11 protein-coding genes and 1 riboswitch are annotated in these 14514 nt (G+C 48.1%); of the genes, 2 read left to right on the top strand and 9 right to left on the bottom strand.

Annotated features, from left to right (window positions below; genetic code table 11):
• Window positions 1-14: 14 nt before the first annotated feature.
• A complete protein-coding gene (locus CEQ32_RS05035; RefSeq protein WP_088585614.1) occupies window positions 15-1874 on the top strand; it encodes a M3 family metallopeptidase in 1860 nt (619 codons plus the stop codon).
• Window positions 1875-2088: 214 nt separating this feature from the next.
• Window positions 2089-2991, top strand: coding sequence for a LysR family transcriptional regulator (locus CEQ32_RS05040; protein ID WP_037431654.1), 903 nt, complete (start codon window positions 2089-2091; stop codon window positions 2989-2991).
• A 452-nt stretch (window positions 2992-3443) separates the two neighbouring features.
• Here CEQ32_RS05040 and CEQ32_RS05050 read toward each other — a convergent pair whose 3' ends face one another.
• The 9 genes from CEQ32_RS05050 to CEQ32_RS05090 all read right to left on the bottom strand — a co-directional run bounded on the left by CEQ32_RS05050 (window position 3444) and on the right by CEQ32_RS05090 (window position 14417).
• On the bottom strand, window positions 3444-5618 hold the full coding sequence (locus CEQ32_RS05050; RefSeq protein ID WP_088585615.1) for a putative metalloprotease CJM1_0395 family protein: 2175 nt from the start codon (window positions 5616-5618) through the stop codon (window positions 3444-3446).
• A gap of 2 nt (window positions 5619-5620) precedes the next feature.
• Window positions 5621-5884: a hypothetical protein gene (locus tag CEQ32_RS05055; protein ID WP_037418823.1), complete on the bottom strand. Its 264-nt coding sequence runs from the start codon at window positions 5882-5884 to the stop codon at window positions 5621-5623.
• Between the two features lie 111 nt (window positions 5885-5995).
• Window positions 5996-7111, bottom strand: coding sequence for a 2-iminoacetate synthase ThiH (thiH, locus tag CEQ32_RS05060; RefSeq protein WP_055648301.1), 1116 nt, complete (start codon window positions 7109-7111; stop codon window positions 5996-5998).
• Window positions 7108-7872, bottom strand: coding sequence for a thiazole synthase (locus tag CEQ32_RS05065; protein ID WP_055648300.1), 765 nt, complete (start codon window positions 7870-7872; stop codon window positions 7108-7110). The genes thiH and CEQ32_RS05065 overlap by 4 nt, the downstream gene beginning before the upstream one ends.
• A 1-nt stretch (window position 7873) precedes the next feature.
• Entirely contained in the window at window positions 7874-8077 is a 204-nt protein-coding gene (gene thiS / locus CEQ32_RS05070) for a sulfur carrier protein ThiS (RefSeq protein WP_037430926.1), read from the bottom strand.
• On the bottom strand, window positions 8074-9012 hold the full coding sequence (locus CEQ32_RS05075) for a HesA/MoeB/ThiF family protein (protein WP_088585616.1): 939 nt from the start codon (window positions 9010-9012) through the stop codon (window positions 8074-8076). The genes thiS and CEQ32_RS05075 overlap by 4 nt, the downstream gene beginning before the upstream one ends.
• On the bottom strand, window positions 9009-10706 hold the full coding sequence (thiE, locus tag CEQ32_RS05080; RefSeq protein WP_122040739.1) for a thiamine phosphate synthase: 1698 nt from the start codon (window positions 10704-10706) through the stop codon (window positions 9009-9011). Before thiE ends, CEQ32_RS05075 begins: the two co-directional genes overlap by 4 nt.
• Window positions 10707-10708: 2 nt before the next feature.
• Window positions 10709-12871 (bottom strand): phosphomethylpyrimidine synthase ThiC, encoded by a 2163-nt coding sequence (gene thiC, locus CEQ32_RS05085; RefSeq protein ID WP_088585617.1) that lies wholly within the window; start codon window positions 12869-12871, stop codon window positions 10709-10711.
• A gap of 159 nt (window positions 12872-13030) precedes the next feature.
• Window positions 13031-13129: riboswitch (TPP riboswitch) on the bottom strand.
• A gap of 175 nt (window positions 13130-13304) precedes the next feature.
• A complete protein-coding gene (locus CEQ32_RS05090; RefSeq protein WP_413776992.1) occupies window positions 13305-14417 on the bottom strand; it encodes a hypothetical protein in 1113 nt (370 codons plus the stop codon).
• Between the last annotated feature and the right edge of the window lie 97 nt (window positions 14418-14514).

A 14514-nucleotide genomic window follows, 5' to 3' on the forward strand; every position in this document is an offset into this window, starting at 1 on the left:
CAGCCCCGTTGCCTATGCCAAAAACATTGTTTACGGCTAGCCTGTTTGGCTGGTGTTTATTATCCTCTATTGGTGCAGCCTCTGCTGCACCAAGCCCTGTACCTCTGCTGGTGGAACAGTGTTTACGTCATCCTAATATTGACTTGACTAGCGCCTTTAGCCGCTATGCCAATACACATAATTTGCCCACTTTAATGCTCTCAGATAAAGCCTTGGTATTAGAGCAACACACCATAGGGCTTAATAACATTAATGATAGACTCAACTACTACCGAGGTTTATCTCTCTCGGGCGAAGAACGCCAAGGACTACTGCAATGTCAGTTGCGCCTTGCCGATATCCTAAACGACCTGCTGAGCCAAGCTGCATTCAACCAACTTGTCGATGAGCTCACTGATGCGGCTGATAAACATAGCAATGATGAGCATCTCACCCAAGATCAACTCTTATTCGGTGAACAATTAGTCGCATTACTACGTCAGCATCAATCCCCCCTTGATAAGGCCAAACTGCACACAGCACAAGCCACTATTCGACAAGGATTAGGCAGTCAACAATTTCATTTAGCGGTTCAAGCAACCCAATGCCAACTGCCAACTGAGGTTACTACTGCCAACACAGAAAATGTCGCCGTTGATGCAGCCGACAACGCCACAGAAACATCAAATACAACGTTTTCCGGCACGATTGTCGGTTATCTCTTAAAACAACCCGATCGCCACTGTCGGCAAATTCTGTGGCAGGCCTATCAAGGTCGTGCCCGCGAGCATAACCAACTCGCATTGCATCGTATTGCAGAATTGCGTCAACAAATGGCAAATGACGCAAACTTTATCGATTTTGCCAGTTACAGCTTGGCTGAACAGCAACTCAATTCTCCTGCGTTAGTAAAACAGTTTCTCGACAGCCAAACTGAATCAATTGGAGTCGCACCTTGGGATGTCGGCCGTAAATTATCGCAGCTAAGTAGTGCCAAACAGATTTCCTTACACACTGGCGAAGTGCTCGATAATGCTTTTGCTATTCTCGGTGAGTATGGATTGAGTTTTGAAGTGATAGATGGGCATATTGCATCAACCGCGGCTCAACGGCAGCAACAAATCATCCGGGTTTACCACCAACATCGTTTGCTTGGTGAAGTGTATCTTGACGTAAATAGTCGGCATGCCAGTGCCAGTCAACATACCCTCAGACAAAGTGTAATTGGCCAACAGTTTGGTCAACAGGCACTCGAGCTTAATCCCACACTCAACAGTGACAAAGATATTGAACGTTTTTGCAATGCGTTAGCCCAAGCTGTTGTAGCACTTGCACGGGGAAGCCATTTTTATCTAAACAATACCTTAGGCCCGAGTCTCGATTCAAATCAGTTACCAAGCCTTTGGCTAGCCAATGTATTACACGAAACACTCTTTCCAAAATATGATATTCAACATATAGCGCCAAGGGAGATACTCGCCAAGGCCTATACCAAACAACTTAATGTTTTTCGCGCTAAAGTGGCGCTTAATTTTTATCAGTCTTTAAAACAGCAAAGCTATCCCGATCTACAAGCAGAGTTTAGTAAGAGTTTTGGCGCAAATTGGGAACAACCAATTGACTATGCATATAGTTTCAATGCAATCGCTAATGAAGGCCCACGCTATTATCAATCCCTGTGGCAAACGCAATTAGCTAAATTTGTCTATTTATCCACACAAGACTGCCAAGATAAACTTGGGCTTTTTAATCTGTTGGTAGTCAATGAGGCTGCACTCACCTTAAGTGAGCAACTACACGCTACTATTGGCGATCCCGTTGATGCGGCATCGCTTATCCAGAGGATTATCGTTGTTTTAGGATCGCACGCTAACGCTAGCCATTGTGCTTTTTAGCGGTTTAACACAATGGGAACGGTGATTTGCACACACCAGCAAACAATATCCACGCGTAATCTTACCGTCAGTAATAATCATACCGCTGCACATTGCCGCGATTATCGTCTTCCAATTAAATCACCGATACTATTGAAAAAACGATCATGACTCGCCACTATAGGGCTAAACCTATCGTTTTTTTAGAAAATTGTCGTTAGACATTAGGATCTCCATGACTCGCGCTAAATCCACCCTTGAGCAATGGCGTATTTTACAGGCCGTCGTCGATTATGGCGGCTACGCGCAGGCGGCAGAAAAACTCAACAAGAGCCAATCGTCTCTCAACCATGCTGTCGCCAAGTTGCAACATCAATTGGGAATTGAGCTACTCGAAGTCCGTGGGCGTAAAGCCTATCTGACGCCACAGGGCGAAGTGTTACTGCGACGTTCACGCCATGTCACTCAATCTGTGAATGAATTAGAACAACTTGCTAGCAACCTAGAGCAAGGTTGGGAGCCAACGCTGACCATTGCCCGTGAAATTGTCTATCCGATGGAAAGCCTTGTATGTGCGCTAAGTGACTTTCTGCCCCATAGCCGTGGTACTCGCATTATTATGCTTGATTCAGTGATCACTGGGACGCAGGAGCTGATCCTGCAGAATAAAGTCGATATAGCCATTTGTGCAGGCATCCCACCCAAAGGCTATTTATCCGAGCCTCTATGTGAACAAGAGCTGCATCTGGTTTGCCACCCGAGCCACCCCTTAGCCGACATTGGCACTTTAGATGACGACAAACTGTTGGCACAGCATCTGCAATTAGTGATCAAAGACACGGGCGTGCAATCTAACATTGATATCGGCTGGCTCAAAGCCGAGCAGCGCTGGACAGTATCTAACTTCCATGAAGCTAAAGTTATTTTAAATCAGGGAATTGGTTTTTGTTGGATCCCATCCTTCCTTATCCAAGAAGAATTAGCCGCGGGTAAACTGGTGCGTTTGCACCTGCAAGGCAGCCAGAAACGACGGATAATGCTTAGCCTTGTGATACCCAACCGCGATCACCAAGGCCCCGCCTCGAAACTGCTGGCCTCTTATATCCTAAAGCACCATGGTGTGAGCACTACCGATTGATAACGCTGAGGTTGTTTCCTCTAGCACGGAAAAATGAGCGCTTGGCAAATCGAGAGTCACTGTTATTTGATTCATGGCTAATGAACTTGCAAACAGAGCACGCTTAAGCGATTTGCCTTAATGGGCAAACGCTACTCGGTTAATATTTGCGAGAATATCGAGAATTAGAGGCTAGGGCGTGTTGACGTTTTAGGGGTATTTTTGCAGCAATTTGGCGGGCTTTTATGCAAGGCAAAGTCCGTGCTGTGTAGTTATTCTACATAAACGGACGATAACGCGGCAGAAAAGCCAGCCAAATGCTGCCCGAAGGGTTCGCCTAGCAAGCACTTGCTCTTACTTTCTGTCATAAGAGCCGCTCGTCATTTGAGTAGAATAACTACACATCATTCCTCGTTTCGCGAGCACGTGCTTGCCTGAACGAACAAAATCTAATCTCGAAACGTCAACACGCCCTAGACATTCACATCTAAGAAACGCGGACGATGCAGTGCTAAAGTTTGAGGGTTGAACAGGCCGCGAGTGTCTTGGCGGTTTGATGAGTCAAGTGTTAATCCATTGGAAATAAGACTATTCTCCCCATAAACAGTCGAGCTAGACACCAATGCAGAATCGTCTATTGGTTCAGCTATCTCCCCACGATGTGCATCAACACTCGACTCATTGTGCACTAGTGTTGAGTTTTGATTACTGGCTAGCGCTGCTACGGCTACCGCATCATAGAAACGAACCGCATTGCTGTCCCTTTGGTTAAGATTCAATGCACCCTTGTTGAACAAGCGAGCGGATGATTCGAGTCGCTGTGAGGAAATCTGCGGATTTTCAGCTTGGCTAGATTGCACAGAACCAACGGCCAAGGTTGCTGTTGGAGGTTCAATTGTATCGCTATTTTCAACCTCTATGACATTTACGGCATCAGAGGTATCACTCGATGCAACCTGCGCCGCAATGGCTTGCTTAATCTTATCAATCACTTCGGTAACAGGAGCCGATGGCTCGTCTTGGGGGACCGTGATATTACCGTCGGCATCAACCTTACCCGTGACTTGAATATGACGTTCTTTGAGCTGTGGCAAGTTTTCAAGTTGCGCCTCGGCGCCTATTAAGGTTTCCGTTGTGGACTGGTCAACAATCTGCTGTTGACGTTCCTCAGCAAGTTTAGCCTTGGCCTCATTCATTTTCTGCAGTGCTTGCGCCGCCACGCGAATATCGGCAGAAGATGGGTCAACTGGCGCCATAGCGGCCGCATAGACTTGCTTCATCTTATTGATGGTCGCCAGAGGATCGCCTGGTACTATCGACACATCGATTTGTACTTCACCGTCGGTGGCATAGCGTTGGCCATCAGCACCTTTTTCATACTTGAAACTGGGGCTTTGGGCATATTGACCACCCACGCTGGCATGAGCGTGCTCGTGAGCTTTGACTTCTGTGTCCCTTGCTTTTAATTCATCAATTTGGGCTTTTTGTTGCTCTATCGCCTTTTCTTGTGTCTGTTTGACTTGCTCTTTCGCTAAGTCTTGCTGGCGAGTTTGTTCGCCCTGTGTCTGCTGAGCTTGTTGGCTATTATCGGCTTTAGCAAAGGCTTCGGCTAATGCTTGTTGTTTTTGCTCCTGCTCTTGTATAGCCTTTTCCCTTGCTTGCTTAGCTTGCTCATCACGAACTTGTTCAGCTTGATTTTGATTTTGCTGAATGTGAGAAAGTTCGCCTGCTACCGATTCACTCCCAACTGGTTCCTTGGTCGCGGCATGTTGGCCAAAGATATGACTAAACTGCTCACTCAAACTGTTTGCCTGAGGCGAGGTTCTATCACCAACGTTGGTCACCACCGAATCGCGGGTCCCCGAAGAAGTACCCACAACATCAGCCCCTGCAAACTCAGTAGCAAAAGGACTCATTGCTGTACTAGTGGCCTTTTGTTGTCCCAAAGGTGCAACACTCGTTGTGATGGGATCTGAAGTCGGGAATATATTGGCGAAATCCGAATTTGACGAAGTAATACTACCGATATCGCTTTCAGTTGAGTAAGCGGTTGTGCTTGGCGCCAAAGACACCAGAGGATTAACGGCACCATTCAAGGTTGAAAGCCCCATATACGGAGCACTCAACACTGACACGGCTGTCTGAGAGGCAGCAATTTGCCCACCTCTCATGCCATCTATGGAACGTGGTCCTGTGAGTAAACTAAAACTTTTATTAGTTGAAGACTGTGAAGTCGAATCTATCAGTTTTGGAGCGGAGGGGTTTGAATATAGCTGAGCAGAAGCGTTTACACCTAAATCTACAATAGCTTTCTGTATCGCAACATTATTCGCGCTAGAAGAAAGGCTCGCATAACTCGATTTAGCGCCTGCCAATAACTCAGGCTGAGTCCCAGTGAAAAGCAAAGTTTGGTTGGACGCAGCAGTAAAGCTACTTAAAGACGGTTCAAGTGCCCCATTCACTTCGGATTTTGGTGCATGAAGGCTAGCCGTTGAAGCACTATGGTTAGCAACCGTCTGACTATTGTCACCTTGATAAACCCGTCCACTTTGAGGTTTTGCTCCTTTTAGCGGCTCAATGGGCTTATCAGCACTCAAAAACGAATTGGATGGCGCGCCAACCTGGGATGACAGCGCCATGACCGACATAGTTACACCTTGATGTTAATAATCGAACCTATAGTTTCAGATTCTCTCTCGAGTACCTCAGTCGATGCTTCGCCTTGTCGCAATGATGAATTGGCAGCAACTAATGCTGAGGTTTTATCGGTTTCATCTACCGCCTTAGCGGTTTCTGTGGGTGCAGCGCTTTGCGAAGGACTCGGTTTAGCCACATCAATCGTAGCCTGTGTTAAGCCTGATTGAGCCGTTTGCAAGCCTTGCAGACCGGAAGCATAAGCAGATTGGATTTGCATAAAGGGATTCCTGCATCTGGTGAACACTAGGTTAATTATTGACCAAACCTACCTTGATGTACAGATTTATCCCTCTTATGGACAGCTTTTTTGCTCATTTTCAGCTCCTTTTTAACAGGCTATCCAAGCCGATTCCCAATCCTTAAAGACGGGGTTAAATCCCTTGAGCCGCATTTGACTGATGACCTGCTCAACAGTTCGCTCATCGCTGATCTCAAACTGATCGAGCTGACTATCAGGTGCTTGGTAACCTCTGGGCTGAGTTGAACTGCCCGCACTCATTTGCGTTATCCCAAGAGGCAGTAAATTGTCCCGAAGCGATGGTGCCTCGCGGGTCGATAAACTGATATCAAGTTGTTGATTAAAAAGTCTAAAGGCACAGATCATTTGCACCAGTCCAAGATCGGTTAAATGCACTTTTGGTGTTATGCCACCAGTACAAGGCCGCAAACGTGGTAGAGAAATACTAAAACGAGTACGCCAGTAATGTCGTTCTAAATAGTCCAAATGGTGGCCCATCAGTAAGGCATCGAGCCGCCAGTCATCTAATCCTAGTAACACACCGAGGCCTATCTTATCGATACCCGCACGGGCAACGCGATCGGGCGTGGCAAGCCGATAGGCGAAGTCCTGTTTTTTGCCTCGGGTGTGATGTTTAGCATAAGTCGCGGCTTGGTAGGTTTCTTGATACACCATCACAGCATCCAGCCCTTGCTCAACAAGCTGGCGATAATCAATCTCCTCAAGCGGCTGCACCTCCATAGCCACATAACTAAACTGCTGTTTTACCAACGGTAAAACCCGCTGAAAGTAATCCATTCCAACCTTAGTTTCATGCTCTCCCGACACTAGCAAGATAGAATCAAAGCCGCGGGATTTTATAATCGCCATTTCGGCAGCAAGTTCCTGCTCATTGAGCACTTTACGCTTGAGCTTATTGCTCATGCTAAAACCACAGTAATCACATTCGTTAGCGCAAAGATTGGACAAGTACAGTGGTAAGTACAATCCGATATTGGCCCCAAAGCGTTGCCGAGTGAGCGCTGCCGAGCGCTGTGCCATCTCTTCGATATAGGGCTCGGCCGCAGGAGACAGCAAGGCGAGTAAACTCCGTAGGTTACCCTCGGGTTGCATCAGGGCACGCTCAACCTCCACCGCCGTGCAGGAATATAACGCCAGCAATAACTTATCCCGTTCAATACGGGTAAATTGATCGACAAAACTCATTGCTGTAAAAATCCCGTTAATGGGCTGGTATGCACAGCCTGGGTTTGCACCCGGCCAAGCCCAGCTTCAAAGGTGCGTCGCCCGCAATCTACCGCATCCTTAAAGCACAATGCCATTTCAATCGGAGATGCGCTGCTGGCAATGGCGGTATTAACCAGCACGGCATCGGCACCTAACTCCATCGCGTGCGCTGCATGGGATGGCGCGCCAATTCCCGCATCAATCACCACCGGCACCCTTGCTTGCTCGATAATCATCTTGATGAAAGGCTCAGTCACCAACCCCTGATTGGTGCCAATTGGGCTTGCCAGTGGCATCACAGCGGCGCAGCCAACATCCTCTAAACGCCGGCACAGCACGGGATCGGCATGCACGTAGGGCATCACAATAAAGCCACGTTCACAGAGGATTTTGGCTGCGGCTAACGTCTCGACTGCATCGGGCATCAGGTATTTGGGATCGGGATGAATTTCAAGTTTAACCCATTGTGTTCCCAGCATTTCCTGCGCTAATTCCGCGGCGAATATCGCTTCCTTAGCATTACGCGCGCCCGAGGTATTAGGCAAGAGTCGCACGCCCGCTTGCCTAAGTGGCGATAGCAAATCATCGGCCCCAGTTTTTAAATCAATTCTTTTCATTGCAACGGTCACCAACTGCGACTGAGACGCCTTAATTGACTCCAGCATCAGCTGACTTGAGCTGAATTTTCCCGTGCCCGTAAATAATCGTGACTCAAATTCCACACCTGCAATCGTTAACATCTTAACCTCCCGCGACCACGGCAAATACATCAATCTTATCCTCATGGTGGCATAGGATAGATGACCATCGGTGTTTTGGCACAACGGCCTCGTTAAGCACTAAGGCAACCGAGTGTTGGCAAATATTTTGTGCTTCTAACAAGGCTTGTAAACTGAGCGGTTGTTGAAGTGTTTGGGGCACATTATTGAGATGAATTAAAATCATAACAAACCTCGATTAGGGACAGATTTGAATGAAGCAGCTGTGGTTGATTGCATTAATGCACTCGGCTTTAATCCGCACACCTTGCACTCGGGATCACGGGTTAATGCGGCCGAATGCCATTGGAGTAACTTGGCATCGAAACGCCAAAATCGGCCAAGTAGCGCTCTCGTGGAGGTGACTGGGTGACTTGTCTCTTCGAAAGACTGATTACCCGTTTGTTTTGTTGTAGAAGTTGGCGGCGTGGCTAAGAGCAACAATTGCATCGCTAGCAGCGCCTGCATCGATGCCATCACGCCGACACTGGGGCCGAGCACTCCTTGACTGCTACAGTTTTGTGGCGCGCGAGTATTCGAGGGGAAGATACAGTGATAACAGCCGCCTGCGGGAAATCGCCGCTGATCAACCGCAAACAATTGGCCGTTAAAGGCAGCAATCGAGGCGCTCACCAAAGGCAAGGCATGCTCAATACACAACCGATTGATACAATGGCGCGCAGTAAGGTTATCAGTACAATCAAGCACTAACCTCGTCTCTTCACCATGGGTTAACAGACCAGAAAATACAGTGTTCGCAGACTCAAGAGTCAATTGCTCGGCAAAGGCATCAATCTCACAACCTTGCGCCAACACGGCTAATTTCTGTTTAGCAATGAGGGCTTTGTGATGGTCAATATCGTCGTCATTAAAGAGTAATTGCCTTGGCAGATTGGACAATTCCACCCTATCACCGTCGACAAGCGTTAAGCGCCCAACACCGGCGCAGGCTAAATACTGCGCAGCCAATTGCCCAAGGCCGCCGAGGCCTACGATAAGGACATGAGCCTGTTTAAGCTGCAACTGGCCAGTCTCGCCGACCTCAGGTAAAAATATTTGCCGCGAATAACGAATAAAGTCTTTATCGGCAAGGGATTGCGCCTGCTCTTGTGTCATGCTCATAAGCTTGACTCCCAAGCTCGCGTCAATTCGGCAAAGGCCATTATTGGATCGCTTGATTCGGTAATCGCCCGCACCACGGCAATATTGTTCACCCCAGAGGCTTTGACTTGGGCAAGATTCGAAGGCCCGATGCCGCCAATTGCCACTAAGGGATAATGCGCTTTTAACAGTTCAACATAATGCGCTAACTTGAATAACCCTTGTGGCACCGATGGCATTTGCTTGGTCGTCGTCGGGAAAATATGCCCAAGGGCGATGTAAGATGGCGCATGTTGATGGGCACGCAGCAACTCGAAATAACCGTGGCTAGAGATGCCAAGCGCCAATCCCGCGCCATGAATGGCGTTTAGATCCGTCACCGCTAGATCTTCTTGTCCAAGATGTACCCCAAATGCGCCATGCTTTATCGCTAACTGCCAATGATCATTGATAAAAAGCTGCGCATCATAGTGTTTACCTAAGGCAATCGCGGTTTGGATTTGTGCCTCAAGTTCGTCCGACGCCAGCACATTAGACTTTAGCGCATTAGACTTTATCCTGAGCTGTACCGTCTTCACGCCCCCCGCCAATAATTGTTCGAGTAACAGTAAGTTATCGACAACGGGATAAATCCCTAAGTCAGGATCAAGGCGCTTAAACGCGCCGCATTGCAAATCACTGGATTCATTCAAGCTATTTTTAGGGTAAGAAGTGACGTAAGGATACGCCATTAAGCTGTGCGGCCATGCGGTACGCGCGAGTGGCCCTGGACCTTGGCCAATCCCCACTGCATAAGTTAAACCTTGATTAACATAGGCTTTTGCTACCACAACCGCATCCTGCAATACAAAGCCAAAGGCTAACACCGAGGCGATGGCTGAAGACAGAGTACAACCACTGCCGTGGTTATGGCGCGTGTTTATCCGCGCACTACTGAGCCAAAAACCACCATTCGCGTCAAGCGGTGAGCAGCCAGTAACCTGATGACAAATCAACAAATCCTCTGCCAAGCGCTGATTATCTGTGGCGATGCGATGACTTGTGATATCGCTTTTTTGTTCGCTTAAGAGATCACTGGTGTTAATGCCAGCACTTGTCTGAGTCGCAAAATCAATATCGCCGCCCTTGGCTAATACGCTGCACGCTAATTGCGCTGAGAGTTGCATTGCCGCAGCGGCGAATTCTGCTTTTGTGTGAATTGCTGACGCTTGTTTGTCTGTGACGGCAGTTAGCCTTGCCAACTCCTGCACATTCGGCGTTATCAGGCTAATCAAGCCCTTAAAGGGAGCAAAATCCAGAGGTTTACTTGCAGTGCTCTTATCACCTAACTCATCCCCACAGCTTGCAACCATCACAGGGTCGAGAATAATAGGGACGAGTGGAAATTGGGTTTTAAAACCAGCCAACCAATCGGCAACTAAGTGCACTTGCTGCTGATTTGCGAGTAAGCCAATTTTAATCGCCTGAGGCGGTAAATCAGCTAACAGGGTCGAAAGCTGTGTGAGTAACATTGCCTCACTCACAGGCTCAACTAACTCCACCGCTACTGAACTTTGGGCCGTTAACGTGGTGATCACGCTGCATCCATGGCCGCCCAAATCCTTGATGGTGGCCAAGTCGGCTTGGATCCCCGCGCCGCCACCGCTGTCTGAACCCGCAATGGTCCAGACGATAGGTTTAGGCGCCACCTGGCTAATATCTTTAGCAAAGGTCATTATCAAACCTCCGCAACCTGTGCTGTTGGTTTGAGCTCTGCCCCATCCTGATGCTTTGCCGCTTCATTGGCAGTTTTAGCTGTATTAGCATCGCCCAGCGGCAGATACAGTTTGGCGCCCGAGGCCGCAAACTCAGCCGATTTTTGCGCCATGGCCACCGCTAATTCATCTTGAGTTTTGACTCTGATCTGCTGGATTGCTTCTGTGTTTGATTGCCCTTGTTGAGCAGGGTTTATCGATGCAAGCGCTTCAGCGCTCACAACATTTTGGCTTGACGAAGCCACTGACAACGTACCCGCCGCTAAACTTGCCGCATAGTCGCGCACATCTTGGGTGATCTTCATTGAGCAGAACTTAGGGCCACACATAGAGCAAAAATGCGCGACCTTGGCCGACTCTTGTGGCAGGGATTCATCGTGATAGGCTCGGGCGGTATCAGGGTCAAGTCCCAGGTTATATTGGTCTTCCCAACGGAATTCAAAACGCGCCTTAGATAACGCATTGTCGCGGATCTGCGCGCCCGGGTGGCCTTTGGCAATATCGGCTGCATGGGCGGCAATCTTGTAGGCAATCAGCCCTTGTTTGACGTCCTGCTTATTGGGCAAACCTAAGTGCTCTTTCGGCGTCACATAGCAGAGCATGGCGCAGCCATACCATGCGATCATCGCCGCACCTATCCCCGAGGTGAAATGATCGTAACCCGGCGCAATATCGGTAATTTGCGGCCCTAGAGTATAAAACGGCGCCTCGGCGCAGTGGATAAGCTGCTTATCCATATTCTCTTTGATAAGTTGCATCGGGATATGTCCAGGCCCTTCGATAATGGTCTGCACATCGTATTCCCAAGCGATTTTGACCAACTCGCCTAAGGTCTCAAGCTCGGCGAACTGCGCCTCATCATTGGCATCGGCAATGGAGCCAGGTCGCATACCATCGCCTAATGACAGCGACACATCGTAGGCAACGCACAGCTCGCAAATCTCACGGAAATGGGTATAGAGGAAGTTTTCTTGATGGTGGCTCAAGCACCATTTGGCCATAATAGAGCCGCCGCGGGACACGATCCCAGTCACCCGTTTGGCGGTCATCGGCACATAGCGCAATAACACGCCCGCGTGGATGGTAAAGTAATCGACGCCCTGCTCCGCTTGCTCAATCAAAGTATCGCGAAACACTTCCCAGGTCAGGTGCTCAGCAACACCATTCACTTTCTCCAATGCTTGATAAATCGGCACTGTGCCAATAGGCACTGGCGAGTTGCGGATAATCCATTCTCGGGTTTCATGGATATACCGGCCAGTGGACAAGTCCATCACAGTGTCAGCGCCCCAACGGGTTGACCAGACTAGCTTTTCCACTTCCTCCTCGATGGAAGACGTGACCGCCGAGTTACCGATATTGGCGTTCACTTTGACTAAAAAGTTACGGCCAATAATCATAGGCTCAGCTTCGGGGTGATTGATATTTAACGGAATAATGGCGCGTCCACGGGCAATTTCATCGCGGACAAATTCAGGGGTTATCGGTTTACCTATTACGGCGCCAAAGGATTCACCTTGGCCGCGGCGGTTTAAGATTTCATCTTGCACCTGGGCGAGCGCCATATTTTCCCGAATCGCCACATATTCCATTTCAGGGGTAATGATCCCTTGGCGCGCATAGTGTAATTGGCTCACGCGTTTACCCGGTAAGGCGCGGCGAGGACGAACAATCGCACTTGAGCCGGCTTCGAAACGCAGATGATCGAGCCCATCATCCTTTAGGCGTTGCTGGGTAAAATCTGAGGTTGCACAATCGAGCACTTCGGTATCTTGGCGCTCGATAATCCACGGTAATCTGAGTTTGGCTAAACCTTGGCGCACGTTAATTTGCGCAGCAGGATCGGAATAAGGACCGGCACAGTCATACACCGGAATGGGAGGATTTTTCTCGACTTTGGGCGCGATCACCGTGCCGCCAATCCGCGTATCGGTTTGCAGAATTTGCCGCATCCCTACACGGAGATCCTCACGGCTTCCCTGCAAATACAACTTTTGCGAATTAGGATGTTGTAATGGTTTAAGGGTATCGATAAAGGCTTGCGCCTCGGCGCGCGCCACACGGCGGTTCGTTTGCCCATGAGTGTTCACGGCAAGTGATTCTGAGGACGATTCTAAACTGGACATAAGCAATCTCACTTTAACAAATAAAAATGGGGTTGCTTGTCTGGAGACTTGAGTGTTGAGAGCTGAGCCTTGTAAACCGTAAGTGGATTTACTGACTCAATAACGACTAAATCGATGGGTAAATAGACGGCAAAAGATTGCCGCTGATACGATTTAATGGAAGTTATTATGCTTGTTTCCTTCGCAGGTTTTAACCTGATCAGGTTCAACGGATCCCGAATAAACGGTCTCAGCCAAGAGGCACTCCGACAAGATGGGCAAAAGTATAGGCAGAAGCGCTGCGAACAAACAAGCGTAATTTCAGAATAAAAATTAAATTATCAATCAAAATTAAAGAACACATAAAGCAATGTATTTAAATGACTTTAATCTAAATTTGTTTTAGCGATCATAGTTTAAACTATTTTTAGTGAAAATTTATCATCACTATTTTTTAACCTTTTGGCCGCTTTACCATCATTTTATCGAGCTGCGCCTTAATGGCATCATCAATTTCTTGGTTCATTTTCTTGCCACTGCAATCGAAGGGGAAACCTAAGTTCTCAGCATAGGGATTAATTGGGGTGCCTACTTTGACGACCCGATAACAGGTATTACCTTGACGAACGATACGATTCGGATCCAGCTCTAAATCCAAACTGGTGGGGCCGCTAAAATCGTCGGCATTGGGCACAATCAGTACCTCCATCTCGGGGCTCATTTCAGACAAATTCGACCGTTTGCTGTAATGATTTGCTTGCTCTAACACTAAATCATCTAAAGCTTGCTCACGCTGTCGTTCAAAATAACGCTGAGTAAACAATCCCACACTGCCCGCCGCCCCACCGCTTTGCCCACTTACCGCAGATTGCTCTGTACTTACCGCTTGTGCCGAGCGTGATTGGGTTTCTGCCTTTTTCGGTTTAACAGCCTCTTTTGCACTCTGCTGGGTTTGGCCCTGAGTTGAGGTGTTCGGCGTTGAGGTGTTAGGCACAGATGTGTTTGGTACTGATGCTTTTGATTCTGTTACTTTTGATTCTTGGGCGCTGACTTCTGGAGGTTTGGCTATCTGCTCCATGGGTTTTGGCGTCAGCTTTACTGCGACTTTTGGTGACACTTTCGCTGACTGCTCAATATCAGCTGCCGGCTTTACGGTATTAGGCGGTGAGGTTATCGGCTCGCTAGTGTTAATAAACTCTTCCACTGAGATATCTTGAGCAGAATCCGCTGGAGCAGTTTGCGTTGGCGGCGCATAAATAAAATATGCCTTTAACGCTTTGGTTGTAGTCCGTGCGTTAGCAGATGATTCAGTAAAATGCAGCCCTAAGTGTTCCGACTGGGTTCGCCATAAAAAAATTAATAAAAACAGCAGTAAGCCATGACCCAAGATGACCCAAAGCAATAGCTTAAGATTGAAATAATGTGGCCGCTCTCGCCCGCTTAGATTTGAAGATGTTTTAAATGTGCTATCGATTGATCTTTGGTCTGCTTTACTTAAATTGAGGTGTAGATTGTTATCACAAGACTCGACATGAACACTTAAAGCGCTAAAAGGCTTAGTGTTCAAATCTGTAGCGCCTTGGGCTGTAGCACTTAAAAACGTTGCACAAAAAGGCAAAGCGGAAAATGGTGCGGTCTCATCGTTTGTAACGCGGCCGAGCACA

The organism is Shewanella sp. FDAARGOS_354 (genome assembly GCF_002209245.2).
Classification (GTDB): domain Bacteria; phylum Pseudomonadota; class Gammaproteobacteria; order Enterobacterales; family Shewanellaceae; genus Shewanella; species Shewanella xiamenensis.